We start from the raw sequence: 17,436 nt of genomic DNA, 5'->3' as shown, positions 1-17,436 counted from the left end.
TAAAAATTCCATCTTTATCTCGGTGCGGGTCCGTCACCTTAACACAATTGCAGAACGCAAAAGGGATAGTTTCCTATCCCTTTTCACTACTTTTGAGCTATCAGCGAGCTTAGAACGTCATTTTCACTCCCACCATCCCCTCATAGCGGGTATAGTCGTTCGCCCCCCACTGTTGGCCCACGTGGCCCCATACCTGCCAGCCTTTGGCCACTTCGCCCTGAAGGCCGACCTTCACCTCCAGGCGTGAGGAAGGCGTGCCGTCTTCCACTTTTTCACCGTTAAACTTCAAGGTGTTGTCTGCGCCGCTGTACCACCAGTTGGTCTCGACAAAAGGCTGAATGCCGTTGCGGTTTTGCTTGTCATGGCGATACAGGCGTACGCCCATCCGCGTGATAAGGCCGCTGGCGTCGCCGTCGGTCACGCGTGTGCCATTGCTCTCCGTGTGATTATCCTGACTAAAGTTGTTCCACGCTACCTGAGCCTGAGGCTCCAGCATCAGTTGATAGCGTTCGCTTTCCTTCGCGACGAAGGCATAGCCGCTTTCAACCGAAGTCGTCCATCCACGGCTGTCGTAACTTTCCTCGGGCAGGCCCGAGCCGTTGACCTTGTTCTTGTACCATCCATACTGAGACCAGACGTCCACGTAGGGCCCGGTCGGCTCGTCGCCGTTTTTAAACCAGGTGCCATACGCTCCCACGCTGTATCCCGTTACCTTGCTGGAAGAGTAGTCATGGGTAATCGTGGAGCGGCTGTGGTTATTGCTGCGCCCGTATCCGCCCATTAGGCCAACGTGATAGCGATCGCTACCGTTGCTGCTCCACTGCGCGATATCGCCGCCCAGTTGAACGACGGACGTATTCGAGGTCTGATCCAGATCGTGGACCGTATCCTGTGCTTTATTCGCTGCGATGCGCAGCCATAAAGAGGGTGCCGCGTCGTTTCCTTTATAGGCGTCGGTAAACTGCGGTTCGCCCAAGCGTTCGTGCATCGTATGAACAAACATCGTGGACGCCGTCGACAGGTTGCTCAAATACGAACCGACTTCGGGGCGCAGAGGCGTAACGCTCGGTCCGCCGTCGATGACGGACGGCGTTTCGCCGCTACCGTCCGAAGGCGTGGGCGCCAGGTAGTCCGTACGCAAATACCAATTACCGTCATCTGGATTAGAAGCGCTACCCTGATAGAGATGATAGTCATACAACCCGGCCACGACGCGGCCATTCAGCTTAAAGCTACCATTAGAATCGCCCAGCACCTGAACGACCGGGATGCCTTCAGCCGTTTTCGCCCCCTGACCGCCGGCGTTAGCAACCTGTAAAAGCGTTTCCCCCTGCGTATTACCCTGCACAATCAGCCGGTCGGTAAGAGAATCATCACCGCCTAAGCGAGTATTCAGGCTGACGGCGCCGCTCTGAGCGCTATAGTTTCCGCGCACGGTCAGCGTTTTAAAGTCCGATGATGATGGCGCAGTAAAGGCCAGCGCACCGTTGTTCAAGGCCAGGGAGCCAACGTCGGAATGGCGCGTTATTTGCCACAGGCTACCGTCGTTAAGTGCAACCGCACCAACGTTTTGCGCGCCGCCCTGCCAGGCGGAGGCGCCGTTAAGCGTTAACGAAGCGTCGCTTCCCGTTCCGGCATAAGCGTCGCCGTAGAGCCGGCTGACATTGTCCGCCGTTAGCGCAACGGCGCCGCCGTCAGCCAACGCCAGCAGCTGCGCGTCGTTCTTCGCTACGGCGCTGCTGCGATCCAACGTTATAATATTGCTTATTCCCTGAACGGTGAAAACCGAAGCGCCGCCACCTTCAACGGTCGAGTCCGTCAATGTCAGGCTGCCTGAGTTTGACAGAATCACCGCGTTACTCTTATTGCCTGCAGCGGCAAGCCGTCCGTTGGTTATAGAAACGCTATCGCCGTTTTTCAATGCCGATGCGCCTTCTCCATTAGCCACAACGTTCAATCCGCTTGCCGTCAACGTTCCGCTGGTCACGCTAATACCGGTCGTCTGGCTTCCCTCCACGCTGATTGCACCATCGTTGAGCGTCGCTTGACCGCCGTCTACAATGGACATCCCCATTGAGGCATCGCCCGTCGTGTTGACGGTCAAGGCATCGCTCACCAACTTGCTGTCTATACCAACGATCACCCCGGTGAAAGCATTGCCATAGCCGCTTATCGTCGAGTTGTTGAGCCCCCCGTTGGAGCTCTTAGCTACGCGAACGCCGATGCTGTCTGTGCCATAGCTGGAAATGTTGACGCCGTCGGCATTAAGCGTTTGACTATTATGGGCGACAATCCCCTTGTCCGCGTTGCCCTGCATAATCACCTGCACGTCTTGCAGATTTATTTCTCCCCCAACGTAGCCATAAATGCCGTAGCTGCCGTTGGTCGCTTCGGTCAGCACGATCTTTCCGCCTACCATATTCAGTTGAGAACCGTCTTTTACGATAATGCCGCTGTTGGCCTGATTATCCATAATGATGTCGGTATTAGTCAGGTTCAGCACGTCCTGATTCCACAGGGTAAACCCCGTATTCCGTACGTCCACGTAATAGACGTTTACCGGCCAATAGATAAGACCGTCATCAAGAGACGCGCCCGCTACGTAAACCCGGCTGTTCGTCATCGTCAACTCTGCGCCGTTGGCGAGAAATCCGCCGACGTTTACCGCGTTGCCTTCTATAGACAGACGATCGAAAGACGCATAGGCGCCAGCGCCCTGCAAGACCAATCCCATTCTGGCGTAGCTGTCAACGCCTGCCTGCTGCCTGTCGACGCGAATAACCATGTCGCTGCCAAATGCGCTATCGTTCATTGCGGTATTGTCGATATATATGCCCGCAGCCCTGTTGCCCACGTCAGCATTGACGTTAATCATCGTCCCCTGCCCAAGGGAAACCTGCCCGCCGTTGCTGGAATAAACGCCTATGCCATTACTATTAACAACCGTTGCGCCGTAAAGATCGACCAGTGAATCCTGGCCTGAGACGGTAATTGTCTTCTCATTGCGCGCCGAAGATCCTATGGACATGTCTTTCCCGATGACCGAGCCGCCGCCGGACACCAAAATCGCGCTGCCGCTCGGCGCCATAACGCTTTCCCCATCGGGAAGCGTAACGGACTGATTTGTCGTCACGGAAACCGGACCGAGTTGGGCTATTGCCTGCGGCATCGTGCTTAAGACCAAGGAAACTAACAAAGAGAGTTTAGTTAATCCAATCTTACGTTGAATCAATAATGAAGAATAAGCTAATGAGCTGGACATATATATTCCCTTATTTAAAAATGCACCAAAAAGAACAAAGATAAATACAACTAAATAAAAAGATCCGTGGAATCACACAATTAATAAGCCTATGAAAATAAAAACGTTCCCTTACGAGAAAATATAAGCATTTCAGAATATCGCCATTACATAACGCCCCAATCACTTTAACCAATTGAGTTTATGTAATTATTTAATAAATAAAATTATTTACTTTTTCTGCTATAATAGGATAGCGACAGGATCGAGTAGATAAACCATAGACAAAGAAACATTAACTCATTCAGAGCAATGAAAGGCATTATATATATTAATGATTCTCAGTTAATATCTCTTAATCAAGATCGACCAATTCTGTCAATAGAGGACATAACCCCCATTAGGTACATATATTCGTCCAATGAAAAAGTGGGCATTAGAATAATACACAAAAAAAACCACATTGGAAATGCGTTTTATTATGTATTAATGAATAATTACAGATGTTACCACTCGGAATAAAAAACAATTTTATTATCAAAAAGATAAGTAAATTAATGTTAGCAACCTATATATTATTAAGCTAAGTTATTTTTAATAATATACGACGACAACGCTATCAAAATAAGCTAATAAAACGATACGAGAGTAAAAACGCTCGTATCGTTCACTTATCTATATGTTTTATATTGTTTTACCCTCTACTCCTGATACCGCCGATACAGCGCCTTGCCGCCCAGCAGGCGAACGCCTAGCCAACCGCCGCACAGAGACAGCAACCCTGCACAGAAAGCGGGAAGCAGTACCCACATGGCGAAGTTAGGCTGCCAGGGAAACTCAAACAGCGTGCGCTGAAGCCACCACAGCGATACCTCTGCACCAATCGCCGCAGTAATCCCCGCAGCCAAACCTAACAGCGCAAACTCGCTCCACAGCGTACGACGAAGCAGGCGCTTGCCGGCCCCCAGCGTACGGTAAACTACCAGCTCCTGCCGCCGTTGCCGCATGCCGACCTGAACCTGCGCCAGCAGCAGCAGACCGCCGCAAACGATCACCAGCGCCACCATTGCCTCCAGCGCGCGCCCTACCTGCTGAAACACCGTCGTCACCTGCTTGAGCATGCTGCCTATATCTAACAGACTCAGGGTTGGATACTGCCGATACAGCTCGACCAGCGCCGTACCGTCTTGCTGATAGCGGAAGCTGGTCAGGTAAGTCTGAGGCAATGAATCCAACGCCCCTTGAGGAAATATAAAGTAGAAATTAGGGCGCAGGCTCTCCCAATCAACGTGGCGCAGGCTGGATATCGTCGCGCTAAACTCCTGCGTATCGCCAGTGAACGTCAGCTTATCGCCAATGCGTAGCCCCAGCCGCTCGGCCAACCCGGCGTCAACGGACACCTCATCATTTTTCGGCGGCCAGCTTCCTCCCGTCACCTCATTAGGAGAAGGCCTGTCGGCGGGCAGCCAGGTCAGATTCAACTCTCGGTTGACCGCCTCGCCGCCGGGCTCGTCTTCTTTTACTCTCTCCGTCGCCTTTTGCTGATTGATGCCCGTCAGGCGAACGCGGACGATCGGGTAGAAGTCCCCCGCCTCAATGCCGTGGCCGCTGAGAAACTGCCTGAGAGAAGGCAGTTGTCCTTCAGTCATATTCATCAAAAAATAGTTGGGGCTTTCCGGCGGTATCTGCTGCTGCCAGCGGTCAAGCAAGTCACCCCGAAGGATAATCAGCAGCGCCAACAGCATAAATGAGAAGGAAAAAGCAGACAGCTGGGTCGTCGTCAACCATGGCTGCCTCAAAAGACGGTTAACGGCCAGGCGAAGCGCCAGCCCTTTAAGCGTCAGGCGACGAAGCAGCAGCAGGCTGCACCACCCAAGCGCTCCCAGCAGCAGGGAGAGCGCCATAATGCCGAACAGGATCCCCCACCACACCAGGTTGAACCCGGCTACCAGCGCTAACAGCAGCGCAACGGTCGCTAACATGATTGGAATGTAGAATTTCAGCGGCCAAACGTTGGACATGGCGTCGGCTCGAAGCACGCGCAGAGGCCGTGTCGCCAACAGCTGCTTATAGGGGCGCAATCCGACCATGAGCGAGATAATCAGCAACGCGCCCAGACTCCACAGCCACGGCCACGGTCCTGCCGGCGGCAGCGCTTTGGGCAACAGCGGCGCCAGCAAAGCCATCAGCCCTTGTTCAAACAAAATACCGATCAGGCTGCCAACTGCGCCGGCCAGCGCCAATACGGACAACCACTGCCCGATAACCAGCCTGCGCAGCGCCCGCTTTCCCGCCCCCAGCGTCTTAAGCACGGCCACCAGATTATAGCGACTGCGGCAATAGTGCCCCATCGAAACAGCGACCGCAGCGACCGCCAACAGCAGCGTTAAGACGGCGGAAAGCAGCAGGAAGTTTTGCGCCCGCTGGAGAGACTTGCCGACCGCCGTACCGGACTGCTCGGTGCCAAACCAGCGCTGATCCGGGCGCAGTTGAGGCACGACAAATTCGCCAAAGCGCTCAAGCGCGTTCGGCTCGCCGGCAAACAGATAGCGGTAGGTCAATCGGCTCCCCGGCTGAACCGCGCCGGTCTTATCGATATCCTGATAGTTGATTAAAATTCTTGGCGCAGTCTGAAACGGGTTAAAGCCAGCGTCCGGCTCCTGAACGACTTCACCGCTGACGGTAAGCTCGGCGTCGCCCACTTCCAGCCTGTCGCCAACCTTCAGATTAAGCAGCGCCATCAGCCTCGGCGCCACCAGCGCCGTTCCCGGCTGAGGCTTGGCCTGAACGGGCTGAGTTTCCAGCTTGCCGTACAGCGGATAGTTACCGTCGACGGCCTTCACGGCGGAAAGCAGCGGCGCGTCGTTGGCGTATGCCATGGTCATGAACGACAGCTGCCGACTGACGCTCAGCCCCTCTTCTTTAGCTTTTTGCAGCCAGGCGTCGTCAACCGGGCGACTGGCGGTCAGCACCCTGTCGGCGGCGATAAAGTCGCGGCTTTGCTGGCTCAGCCCCTGTTCCATGCGGTCGCTGACGCGCCCCAGCGCCAGCACGCAGGCGACAGCCAGCGTCAACGAAAGCCAGACTATCAGCAGCGACGGCGAGCGCCATTCGCGCCAAAACCAGCGCCAGATCATGATGCCTCCCACAATTGCCCGTCGCGCAGCCGCAGCTGGCGCTGGCAGCGGGCCGCGAGCGTCTCGTCGTGGGTGACTAATATCAGCGTGGTAGCAAAATCGCGGTTAAGAGAAAACAGCAGATCGGCGATTTTTACGCCGGTCTGGCGGTCAAGGTTGCCGGTCGGCTCATCAGCAAACAGAATGGTTGGTCGACTAATGAAGGCGCGGGCAATCGCGACCCGCTGCTGTTCTCCGCCGGACAGCTGAGCCGGCAGGTGCCCCGCGCGTTCCCCCAGCCCCAGTTGCTCCAGAAGCGCCAACGCCTGCGCCTTGCTTTCGCGCTCGGAGTCACCTCGCAGCAGAGCCGGCAGTTGGACGTTTTCCAGCGCCGTCAGCGTCGGCACCAGCATAAAGGACTGAAACACGAAGCCCACGTCTTTTGCGCGCAGCGCGGCTCTGTCCTCCTCGTCCATTTCCGGCAGAGAATGCCCAAGAAGCTTAACGTCGCCGCTGGAGGCGTCATCCAGCCCGGCCAGGATACCGAGCAGCGTAGACTTCCCCGATCCCGATTCACCAATCAGCGCAATTGTTTGTCCTGAATTGACAACCAGCTCAACTCCGGTGAGGATGTTAAGCCTGTGCTCTCCCTCACCGACAGACTTATTTAAATGATGAACTTCAAGAACGTGATTTTCAGACATCTGCCAATCCTTTTATTGCTGGGGCTGTCATCTTTGCGCGTCGCGGCGGCGGACACGCTGCTTATTCTGGGCGATAGCCTGAGCGCCGGCTTTCGGCTGCCAATCGAACAGGCATGGGCTAGCCAGTTAGGCGATCGCTGGAAGGATCAGCCTAACGCGCCGAAGGTCATCAACGCCAGCATCAGCGGCGATACCGCGGCCCAAGGGCTTGCGCGACTGCCTGAACTTTTGAAAACCCATCAGCCGCGCTGGGTGCTCGTCGAACTGGGCGCTAATGACGGCCTGCGCGGCTTTCCGACAGCGGACATCGAGCGCGACCTGACGCAAATCATTACCGTCATTAAACAGGCTAACGCCCAGCCGCTCTTGATGCAAATCCGCATCACGCCCAACTACGGCAAGCGCTACACCGACGCGTTTACCGCTATTTATCCTAAACTTGCGCAGGAGCAAAACGTGCCTCTGCTGCCTTACTTCATGGAAAAAGTCGTGGTGAAACCGGAGTGGATGCAGTCCGACGGCCTGCACCCTACCGCGGACGCCCAGCCGTTTATCGCCGACTTTATGGCACAGGCGCTTGCGCCCTACGTAGGTCTTCTTCAGTCTACAACACCGGCTAAACAGAGCTAAGTCACGGAAAGGTAAAGTTATGCAAAAGGCAGTATTGATTACCGGCTGCTCCAGCGGCATTGGTCTGGTTGCCGCCAGAGATCTAAAACAACGCGGCTATCGCGTTATCGCCGCCTGTAGAAAATCTGAGGACGTAGAACGCCTGCAGCAAGAAGGATTTGAAACGGTAAAGCTCGATTTGGACGACAGCGACAGCATTCGTGAAGCTGCCGAAGCGGTGCTGAGGCTAACCGAAGGCAAGCTTTACGGCCTGTTCAACAACGGCGGTTTCGGCATTTACGGCCGGCTGAACACCATCACCCGACCGCAGTTCGAACATCAATTTTCCACCAACCTGTTCGGCGCCCACGAGCTGACCCAGCTTCTGCTGCCCGCCATGCTGACTCAGGGCGAAGGCCGAATCATTCAGACCAGCTCAGTCATGGGAATTATTTCCACCCCCGGCCGCGGGCTATACGCCGCCAGCAAGTATGCGCTGGAAGCCTGGTCGGATGCGCTCCGCCTAGAGCTCTACGGCAGCGGCGTTCAGGTCAGCCTGATTGAACCGGGACCTATCAGCACAGCGTTTAGCAGTAACGTAAACCAAACGCAGCAGGATAAGCCGGTCGAAAACCCGTCCATCGCTCGGCGCTTTACTCTACCGCCAGAGGCCATCCTGCCCGCAATTCGCCACGCATTGGAAAGCCCGCGCGCGAAGATACGCTATCGCATAACTCTGGTTACCAAAGCGATGGCTATATGCAAAAGGCTACTGCCCGACAGGCTGATGGACCGCATCTTAAGGGATAAAGGATAGGTCCCAAAAGGGCTTGAAATTTATCGAGGTTGCCTACATATAGGTAACAAATACACGTGTAAAAGAGAGTGCCCCATGCCAGCGAACTTCGTTATTGACGTCAATGAATCCAACTTCCAACAGGTGTTGGAACAGTCTTCACAGGCGCCGCTGCTGTTTTACTTTTGGTCCCCCCGCAGTCAGCACTGCCAGGTTCTAGAGCCGGTGCTTACCAAGCTGGCTGCCGAATACGGCGGTAAATTTATTCTTGCGACAGTGGACTGCGACAGCCAGCCGATGGTTGCTGCCCAGTTTGGCATCCGCGCGATCCCAACCGTTTATCTGTTTAAAGACGGCCAGCCGGTCGACGGTTTTCAAGGGCCACAGCCTGAAGAAGCTATTCGCGCCCTGCTTGACCGAGTACTGCCGAAGGAAGAAGAGTTGAAAGCCGCCGAAGCGCAGGCGCTGATGCAGGAAGGACGTTTTATCGACGCCCTGCCCCTACTGAAGGACGCCTGGCAGCTTAGCCAACAGCGCAGCGACATCGGCCTGCTGCTGGCGGAAACGCAAATCGCCCTCAGCCGTACCGAAGAGGCGGAAGCCGTACTGGCCGCCGTGCCGCTGCAAGATCGCGATACCCGCTATCAGGGGCTTATTGCCCAGATTGAACTGTTGAAGCAGGCTGCGGATACGCCGGAAATTCAGCAATTGCAAAAGCAGGTAGAAGCCGATCCGGGCAACGTCGAACTGGCGGTTCAGCTTGCCCTTCAGCTGCATACCGTAGGCCGTAATGAAGAGGCCCTCCTTCTACTAATGGGCCACCTCAAGCGCGATCTCAACGCTGCAGACGGAAGCGCGAAAAAGACCATGATGGACATTCTGGCCGCGCTAGGCACTGGCGACGCGCTGGCGTCTAAATTCCGCCGTCAGCTATATTCATTGTTGTACTGATTTAGCCCTAAAAAGCAAAAGGCATACATATGCCTTTTGCTTTTATCTTCCATTGATTTTTCAGCGTAACCGCCTATTTCTGTTTTTTATACCTACCGCGGAAGGGATCGTTATACCACTGCGCATTTATTGCGATCGTTAAGGCGCCTGTTAGCGCCATCATTATTTCTATCGTGGTTATTGCCGTAATGACGGTTGTCCGCTCTCTCATTCTTTATATTCTCCCACACTGATGCATTACTGGCCGACAAATCTCCTCCCCCCTGATTTGTCAGGCATAGAACAGGGCACTAAATATAATATTTAATTTATTAATAGAAAAAATGCAGATAGCTCAGACGCTACCATCATCCGAATAAAAATATTAACATTAAAACACTCTTTATTAATTACCCAAGTCAAGAGCAAAAAACGAAAAGCAAAGAAATAAAACCAGAGAACCATCGACGCCAAATCGTAACCAAATGAATATTATAAATATTTATACAGCCTTAATATAATGAAATAAACCATTTGCAATAAAACACCGTTTTTTATATAATTTAAAAAAATAAAAGAACTATTAAATCAACTTCTTTATAGATGATAAGGGTATCTTCTTATGAGCAATAAAAAACTCATTTCCATCGCTATTGCCATGGCTGTCGGTTCCGTTAGCTATACTACTCAAGCCACTATTACCACGAGAACAACGGCAGGGTCAGGACAAGACGTCACGATTACGGATGACATCGAATATTCCGGTTTCAACTCAAGCGCGCTTTATGCTCACGACGGAGGAAAGATCGCTTCTGACGGGTATAACATTCAAGGCGGAACGGCCGGCAGCGCTATTTACGCTTCCGGCGGTACCATCGAGGTAAAAAACGGCACTCTCTCTGGAGACGTATATCAATACGTTAATGTTGATAACGGCGGGCAGGCGATTCTGGACAATATCCAATTCGGTAGCGATCCGAGCAACGTCCAAATTAAAGCCGCCGGCGCAGGCAGCTTTGTCTCATTCTCAAATTCAATTATTAACGACTTTAACGGCATGCTGATCTCGATGAACGATCGGGCCGAGATTAGCCTTGATAACGTCCAGTTAAATCAAACCGGCTCCAGCAGCGGCACCGCTATCCTCTATATGGATAGCAAAAACAGCGCGACTATCACCAATTCCAGCCTAAGCTCCATTGGTAGCAGCACAATAACGGCAAACGATGGCAGCATAGTAACGCTTGATCGCGCCTCTCTGAGCACCACCTATGATAACGGCGGCTATCCTGGCGCCTATGCCGTCGTAGGGCTAAGCAACTCCACGCTGGAAGCCAAAAACACCACATTTACAGCCAATGGTGACGTTTGGGGTATTTCCGCCTCTTCCAGCGACGTTACGTTAAAAGAGTCGCAGCTGGACATGAATACTAACCAGGCTTACGGCATTAACTTAAGCAATAGTGCGCTAACGCTAAGCGACTCTGTGATTAACGCCAGCGGCGACGGCAACTATCTTGTTATTGCCAACGGGGGCTCAAATAACAGTTTGTCGGTAACAAATTCTCAGATTACAGCAACTGGCGATAAAAACTATGCTTTTTACGCCGACGGCTATTATGGAAACAGCCTCTATAACATTACCGATAGCGCAATATCCGTTAGCGGCAATACGTCCTATGGCGCATTTATTATTGGAAGTAAAGCAGCCGGAGAGATCATCAATACAACCATAACCGCTGAAGGCGAAAACAGCTCGGCCCTAAGGCTTGCCGACGTAGGCAGCACAAAAATTGTCGGCAGCACTCTCTATTCAAAAAACTCAGCCGCCATAGTTTTGCAGGACAGGAATGATGAAAGTGACAACGATCCGCTTTCCTTAACGCTGGACAACGCTCAGGTCATTAGCGACAGCGGCTTGGCCTTCAAAATTTACGACTACAACAATGGCTCAGGCCTGTTGCTAAACAACGTGAATATTGATGCTATCAACGACACGGCAATTACCGGTGACGTATTGGTCAATTCTTCCAATGCCGATAGCAGGCTGGTATTTAACCTAAGCGGCGCCTCTACCCTCACCGGTGCTATTAACACTCAGGACTATGCTGGCGCCTCAACGGCGAACATTGACGCCACCAGCCGCTGGAACGTAACGGGCAACTCAACGCTGACAACGCTTAACAACGCAGGAACCGTCTCCTTTGTAACCCCTGACGACGTCAGCGGCTTTAAAACCATCACCGTCGACGGCGACTACTACGGCGCAGACGGCAGCAAGCTGTTGATGAACACCCAACTCGGCGACGACAGCTCCCCGACCGACATGCTAGTCATTAACGGCGATAGCGCGGGCAGCACCAGCGTCAGCTTTAACAACGTCGGCGGCAGCGGCGCGCAAACCGTTGAAGGAATAAAGGTCATTGACGTCGCCGGGCAGTCCGATGCCGTCTTTACCATGGAAGGCAGAGCCGTAAAAGGCGGCTACGATTACAGCCTGTATCAAGGCAGCGTCAGCGACCCAGCTAATGGAAATTGGTATCTTCGCTCCGTCGATTCGCCCAATCCAGATCCCACTCCGACGCCTTCCATTAACCCCACTCGCCCGGAGGCCGGCGCCTACCTGGGCAACCAGACGGCAGCTGTTAATATGTTCACCCACACGATGCACGAGCGCCTGGGCGAGCCAGAATTTACCCAGCCCAACGGGACCGATGGCGGCGTTGGCGGCATGTGGCTGCGGGCCGTCGGTAATTCAACCGACAGTAAAGCGGCCGGTCAGTCGCTGAACGTCGATACCGACACCTCTCTGGTTCAGCTGGGCGGCGATCTGGCGCGCTGGGACAGCAACGACCAGCGCTTCCTGTTCGGCGTGATGGCGGGCTACGGCCACAGCGACGTCGACAGCACCAACCCTAATGCCTATAAGGCCGACGCCAGCAAGGCATCCGGCGACGTCGACGGCTACAGCGTCGGCCTTTACGCTACCTGGTTCGGCAGCGCGTCAATGGCGACCGGCGGCTATATGGACACCTACGTACAGTACGCCTGGTTCGACAACACGGTAAAAGGCCAGGATCTGCCCTCTGAAGAATATAAAAGCCGACTCTGGCAGTGGTCTGTCGAATCCGGTTACGCCTTTACGCTGGGCAATGCCGGCAACTATCAGTGGCTGGTTGAACCGCAGGCTCAGCTGATTTACGACTGGTATAGCGCCGACACCCACACGGAACAAAACGGCACTCGCATACACGGCGACGACGCCAATGGCCTGACGACGCGCCTGGGCGCCCGCCTCTATGGCCGTATGGAACGTGGTGAAGGCGTTCAGCCGTTTGTCGGCGTCAACTGGTGGCACGGCGATGCTAACAACGCGCTGAAAATGGACAATGACCGTTTCTCGCAAGACGTTCCCGACAATCGCTATGAGGTTGAAGTCGGCCTTCAGGCTCGCATCAGCAACGGTTGGCAGGCCTGGGCGCAGTTGAGCAACCAGACTGGAGAGAACGGCTATCGAAACAGCGAAGGGGTTATCGGCGTTAAGTACGTTTGGTAAGCGCTTATAAAAAGAGCAGTAAAAACGCCGTCCGACTTTCTGGACGGCGTTTCAAACTACGGCCTAACGGCGATGGCCTTTATCATGACGCCCTTTATCGCGGCGATCGTCGTGACGGCGATCGTGATGGTCATCGTCGTCTCCGCTTACCGCAACGGCGGCAATCGCACCAACAATAACCGCGCCAATCGCAAGCGCACCCCAATCCTCTCCCGTCATGTTTTGGCATCCAACGGTACTGATACAAAGCAGCCCAATAAATCCCATCTTGATTCTATTAGATACAGAGCTAGTCATAATAAATAAATCCTTTTTAATAATGTTCTAAAAGGCTTTTTTATAAATTAACGTTCAACTAAGGCTCTATATTAAAATAACGCATAGTTCTAACAAGCGAATTTAAACCAATCATACTATAACCTTACAATAATAATACAAAACTCCCATTAATAAATAATACCGATAAAATTACTTAGATAGCGGTAGTACAGAAAAACATTTAATACATTGATTGGAAACGATTATTAAACCAAGAAACACTGAGTGCGATTGGTGCACCACCAACTTACTCATTAACAAAAAGATAAAAATATTAACCATAAAGAAAAAACAAAAGATGTTAATTAAAGAGGGTTTTTATTATGTAAGCTTAACAAGAAATACATATTCCCCTGACGCTAATTTTTATAGTTACCACTAAATTAATAAATAAATTCCGCTATGCTATATCTGGAAAGGAGAAAGGATAATCTCTGGCTAATATATGGATAAGCCTAAAAAAGAATATATACCAAGAATGCTTACAAAAACGCCGCCTCACAATGGGCAGCGTTTTTCATAAGTAAAAGCGCAAAACGTTAGCTGGCCTGACTAAACGCCAGCGTCGCTACGCCGTTTTCATAGGTGACGCTAATTTGCTCCAGTGAAGCCAACGCTCTGTCGACACGCGCCAGATCCGGCGTATTCTCCGCATTGACCGCAATAACTTGACAGCCTGCGGCCAAACCGGAGGCAATGCCCGCCGCAGCGTCTTCAACCACAACGCACTCCTGTGGTAAGAATCCCAAACGCTGCGCCCCAAGAAGATAGGCGTCAGGCTCCGGCTTTCCTCTGGCGACCAGCTCAGCGGTAACGAACACTTCCGGCAGCGGTATGCCCGCCGCTCGGCTTCTCGCCTGAGCGATAGGAATGGTGCCTGAAGTGACAATAGCCCAGGGAATGCCCAACTCGTTGAGCCGATTTAACAGCGCAACGGCGCCCGGCAGCGCAACGATACCGTCAGTATCTACCGTTTCTTGATGCTCCAGCGCCTTAAACTCTCTTTGAATATCTTCATCACTATAGCCCGCCATGAAGTGGCGTAGAGAGGTGATGGCCTGTTTGCCGTGAATGAAGTCCAAAACCTCTTTCGGATTAAGCGAATACTTATTGGCCAGCATGAGCCACGACCGCTCCACGACCGCCAGCGAGCTCACCAGCGTGCCGTCCAGATCGAACAGAAAACCTTTGCAGTTCAACTTTTGCCTTCCCGTTTTTTCAGTGGCTAAAAACGAAGACCCGCAAAATGCGGGCCATTGTCACGTTAAGCATAAATCAGGCGTTGATTATTTGCGAAATCTCAATCGCACAGAGATGATACTGACGCGGGCAAGATTGCCAAATCGCCAACATGCGCTGATATTTGTCCCACATCTTGGTCTGGGAATTAAAGCCGTGCGTGCCGGAATCAAAGTGGGTATAGCGGCCTTCGGTATTCACCAGAAAGCGAACATAGCTCAAATAGCGCGCTTCGGTCGCGGCGTCAAAGCCCAGAAAAGCAATACGACGCTCATCAATTTCAGCTTTGTCCTTCAGATGATCGCGCAGATTCTCAAACGAAACGCGCAGCGCATGGTGCATTTCCATAATGTTGATAATCGTACGACAGGTCTCTTCCGTCAGCTCGCCAAACTCGCGCTCAAGTTCCTTCATTTGCAGGCCAAAACCGCGCTCAACGATAGTCTGCAAGCGACGATAGCGTTCGGCATTCTCCGGATCCAACATCGTCATCATCTTGTACTGATTCGACAGAATCAGCCTTTGAGCATTGGTCATTTCCACAATAACAACTCCTACGGATTGAAAACAAAAAAATAAACCGGTGAAGTCGCGCCTAGGAATAGGCTCTAAAGCGCTTCGAATGACTAGAGAATGTCACATTGAGCCAAAGAGTGATACCCGTTGCGCGCAATTTTTTGCACGATCGAGAAGGAAAACGATAAACAACACAGGAGTGAAATCTACCGCGCTCAGAACGAAAAGCGCAGCAGATCGAAGATACGTTAGAGGTCGTCCAGAAAAGTTTTGTCCAACCGGCTGAATGCCTGCTTTAGCAGTACGGCAAGGTGCTGATAGGTTGGCTCCTCTTCCAGCGGCTCACACTTCTGCCCCGCTTCGGTGAGCTTCGCTCGAAGAGAAAAGAACCACTGCTTAAGCGTAGGAGGAAGCACGGCGCATGAGCGCTTTCCCAACCACCACAGCCCCTGCATTGGCATACTGCAGGCAAAGATTGCCGTCGCCACCGCGGGCCCCAGGTTTCCGCCCATGGCGATTTGCCAGGCCAGCGTAAAAACGGCAACGGGAGGCATAAAACGCACGCCAAAGCGTGTCGCCGTAATGATGCGATGCTCAGGAAACACCACGCCCAAACGCTTTTCGTTTGGCCACGTTTTCATGTAGGTCTGCCCTAGCGTAAAGAGCTTTAGCCAACGTACCGGCCCTAAAGAACGTTTCATAGCCTGTTGCCCTCCGATCTGCCTACACAACACATATATAACAGTTATACCTTATCTTACGAGATCTGTCAGATTCACATTTGGATAGTTAGAGTGAGTTAACTTCAAAAAAATTCATAAAATTTAAAAAAATCACATAAAAAACTTGATGCAGTTTAATAAATATCAATTTAATTTGTAATTTGGTTTTCTTTTTGAACTATCAGGGATTATGCTAGCAGCGCCCTCTGGGCCTAATGGCACATTTCAAGCTATTTGTGTAATGAATGAAGTAATAAATAATAGCAATAACCTGTTCTCAGGCAATTGTGTACAATATAAAGAAACGCTACGCGGGTACGCGGCGAAACAACGGTCTAAGGAGCCTGGCTCCTACCTCCGGGCGCCATGTTCCCGATTTTTGTATTTCCAATCACGAATAAAATAGGTACTTCTCATGTCGAGTAAGCTGGTTCTGGTTCTTAACTGCGGTAGTTCTTCTCTGAAGTTTGCCATCATTGATGCTGCCAATGGCGAAGAACACCTTTCTGGTTTAGCCGAGTGCTTCAATCTGCCGGAAGCCCGCATCAAATGGAAAATGGACGGAAGCAAGCACGAAGAAGCCCTTGGAGCAGGCGCTGCTCACAGCGAAGCTCTGAATTTCATCGTTAATACCATTCTGGCGCAAAAACCAGAACTGTCAAACAGCCTGACGGCGATCGGCCACCGCATCGTGCACGGCGGCGAGCAGTTTACCCAGTCAGTCGTGATTAATGACGACGTACTTAAAGGCATCGAAGCGGCCGCTCCGTTCGCTCCGCTGCACAACCCTGCCGGCCTTATCGGCATTCAAGAAGCATTCAAAGCGTTCCCTTCTCTTAAGAATAACAACGTGGCCGTTTTTGATACCGCTTTCCACCAAACTATGCCGGAAGAATCTTTCCTGTATGCCCTGCCCTACAGCCTGTACAAAGAGCACGGCATTCGCCGTTACGGCTTCCACGGCACCAGCCACTACTACGTCAGTCGCGAAGCCGCCAAGATGCTGAACAAGTCCGTCGATGACCTGAACGTCATCACCTGCCACCTGGGCAACGGCGGTTCCGTTTCTGCTATCCGTAACGGCAAGTGCGTTGACACCTCTATGGGTCTGACCCCGCTGGAAGGTCTGGTCATGGGCACCCGCAGCGGCGACATCGATCCGGCTATCATTTTCCACCTGTACGACGTGATGGGAATGAGCATGGAGAAGATCAATACGCTTTTGAACAAAGAGTCCGGCCTGATGGGTCTGACCGAAGTCACCAGCGACTGCCGCTACGTTGAAGACAACTATGCAGAAAAAGCTGACGCCAAGCGCGCCATGGACGTTTTCTGTCATCGCCTGGCCAAGTACGTCGGCGCCTATACGGCCCTGATGGACGGCCGTCTTGACGCCGTTATCTTCACCGGCGGCATCGGTGAAAACGCCGCGATGGTTCGCGAACTGACGCTGGACAAGCTGGCGCTGCTCGGCTTCGCCGTTGACCACGAGCGCAACCTGGCCGCCCGCTTCGGCAAATCCGGCAACATCGCCAAAGACGGCACCCGCCCGGCGCTAATCATCCCGACTAACGAAGAGTTGGTCATCGCGCAGGACGCTGCCCGTCTTGCCGCATAAGAATTGAAGGTCACACCGTCAGCCCAGGCTGGCGGTGTTGTTTTGACGAAAGCACAACCGAAAGAGGTTTA

12 protein-coding genes are annotated in these 17,436 nt (G+C 52.6%); 5 read left to right on the top strand and 7 right to left on the bottom strand.

What is annotated here, in order from left to right:
* Positions 1-109: 109 nt before the first annotated feature.
* The 3 genes from G544_RS0100305 to ybbA form a co-directional block, all read right to left on the bottom strand.
* A complete protein-coding gene (locus tag G544_RS0100305; RefSeq protein WP_081650699.1) occupies positions 110-3,262 on the bottom strand; it encodes an autotransporter outer membrane beta-barrel domain-containing protein in 3,153 nt (1,050 codons plus the stop codon).
* Positions 3,263-3,942: 680 nt separating this feature from the next.
* Complete coding sequence (gene ybbP / locus G544_RS0100300; protein WP_027272740.1) at positions 3,943-6,378, bottom strand: putative ABC transporter permease subunit YbbP; 2,436 nt, start codon at positions 6,376-6,378, stop codon at positions 3,943-3,945.
* Positions 6,375-7,061, bottom strand: coding sequence for a putative ABC transporter ATP-binding protein YbbA (gene ybbA / locus G544_RS0100295; protein WP_027272739.1), 687 nt, complete (start codon positions 7,059-7,061; stop codon positions 6,375-6,377). Before ybbA ends, ybbP begins: the two co-directional genes overlap by 4 nt.
* Between ybbA and tesA the strand changes: the two genes are divergently transcribed.
* The 4 genes from tesA to G544_RS0100270 all read left to right on the top strand — a co-directional run bounded on the left by tesA (position 7,032) and on the right by G544_RS0100270 (position 12,952).
* The gene (gene tesA / locus G544_RS19625; RefSeq protein ID WP_051155509.1) at positions 7,032-7,691 is read left to right on the top strand and encodes a multifunctional acyl-CoA thioesterase I/protease I/lysophospholipase L1; all 660 of its coding nucleotides are present in this window, start codon (positions 7,032-7,034) and stop codon (positions 7,689-7,691) included. The genes ybbA and tesA overlap by 30 nt on opposite strands.
* 19 nt (positions 7,692-7,710) lie before the next feature.
* Positions 7,711-8,487: an SDR family oxidoreductase gene (locus G544_RS0100280; protein ID WP_027272738.1), complete on the top strand. Its 777-nt coding sequence runs from the start codon at positions 7,711-7,713 to the stop codon at positions 8,485-8,487.
* A gap of 75 nt (positions 8,488-8,562) precedes the next feature.
* On the top strand, positions 8,563-9,417 hold the full coding sequence (locus tag G544_RS0100275) for a co-chaperone YbbN (protein ID WP_027272737.1): 855 nt from the start codon (positions 8,563-8,565) through the stop codon (positions 9,415-9,417).
* A gap of 601 nt (positions 9,418-10,018) precedes the next feature.
* Entirely contained in the window at positions 10,019-12,952 is a 2,934-nt protein-coding gene (locus G544_RS0100270) for an autotransporter family protein (protein WP_027272736.1), read from the top strand.
* A gap of 63 nt (positions 12,953-13,015) precedes the next feature.
* On the opposite strand, the gene G544_RS19620 is transcribed toward G544_RS0100270, so the two are convergent.
* From G544_RS19620 to yfbV, 4 genes are all read right to left on the bottom strand, one after another.
* Positions 13,016-13,249 carry a hypothetical protein gene (locus G544_RS19620; RefSeq protein ID WP_071783212.1) on the bottom strand — a complete coding sequence of 78 codons (234 nt, stop codon included), beginning with the start codon at positions 13,247-13,249 and terminating at the stop codon, positions 13,016-13,018.
* A gap of 560 nt (positions 13,250-13,809) precedes the next feature.
* Positions 13,810-14,469 (bottom strand): sugar phosphatase, encoded by a 660-nt coding sequence (locus G544_RS0100260; RefSeq protein ID WP_027272735.1) that lies wholly within the window; start codon positions 14,467-14,469, stop codon positions 13,810-13,812.
* Between the two features lie 76 nt (positions 14,470-14,545).
* Entirely contained in the window at positions 14,546-15,052 is a 507-nt protein-coding gene (locus G544_RS0100255; protein ID WP_027272734.1) for a YfbU family protein, read from the bottom strand.
* Positions 15,053-15,273: 221 nt separating this feature from the next.
* Complete coding sequence (gene yfbV, locus G544_RS0100250) at positions 15,274-15,726, bottom strand: terminus macrodomain insulation protein YfbV (RefSeq protein ID WP_027272733.1); 453 nt, start codon at positions 15,724-15,726, stop codon at positions 15,274-15,276.
* A 436-nt stretch (positions 15,727-16,162) separates the two neighbouring features.
* On the opposite strand from yfbV, the gene ackA reads away from it, so the two are divergent.
* Positions 16,163-17,365, top strand: a complete 1,203-nt coding sequence (gene ackA / locus G544_RS0100245; protein ID WP_027272732.1) for an acetate kinase — start codon at positions 16,163-16,165, stop codon at positions 17,363-17,365.
* Positions 17,366-17,436 lie beyond the last annotated feature (71 nt).

Source organism: Leminorella grimontii ATCC 33999 = DSM 5078, assembly GCF_000439085.1.
Taxonomy (GTDB): domain Bacteria; phylum Pseudomonadota; class Gammaproteobacteria; order Enterobacterales; family Enterobacteriaceae; genus Leminorella; species Leminorella grimontii.
The sequence above is the reverse complement of the archived record's forward strand: the minus strand, read 5'-3'. Positions and strand labels throughout refer to the sequence as shown.

Excerpts from the sequence above, each read along its gene's own strand:
- ybbA (WP_027272739.1), bottom strand. The coding sequence starts at position 7,061 with ATGTCTGAAAATCACGTTCTTGAAGTTCATCATTTAAATAAGTCTGTC.
- G544_RS0100270 (WP_027272736.1), top strand. The coding sequence starts at position 10,019 with ATGAGCAATAAAAAACTCATTTCCATCGCTATTGCCATGGCTGTCGGT.
- ackA (WP_027272732.1), top strand. The coding sequence starts at position 16,163 with ATGTCGAGTAAGCTGGTTCTGGTTCTTAACTGCGGTAGTTCTTCTCTG.
- tesA (WP_051155509.1), top strand. The coding sequence starts at position 7,032 with ATGAACTTCAAGAACGTGATTTTCAGACATCTGCCAATCCTTTTATTG.
- G544_RS19620 (WP_071783212.1), bottom strand. The coding sequence starts at position 13,249 with ATGACTAGCTCTGTATCTAATAGAATCAAGATGGGATTTATTGGGCTG.
- G544_RS0100305 (WP_081650699.1), bottom strand. The coding sequence starts at position 3,262 with ATGTCCAGCTCATTAGCTTATTCTTCATTATTGATTCAACGTAAGATT.
- G544_RS0100280 (WP_027272738.1), top strand. The coding sequence starts at position 7,711 with ATGCAAAAGGCAGTATTGATTACCGGCTGCTCCAGCGGCATTGGTCTG.
- yfbV (WP_027272733.1), bottom strand. The coding sequence starts at position 15,726 with ATGAAACGTTCTTTAGGGCCGGTACGTTGGCTAAAGCTCTTTACGCTA.
- ybbP (WP_027272740.1), bottom strand. The coding sequence starts at position 6,378 with ATGATCTGGCGCTGGTTTTGGCGCGAATGGCGCTCGCCGTCGCTGCTG.
- G544_RS0100275 (WP_027272737.1), top strand. The coding sequence starts at position 8,563 with ATGCCAGCGAACTTCGTTATTGACGTCAATGAATCCAACTTCCAACAG.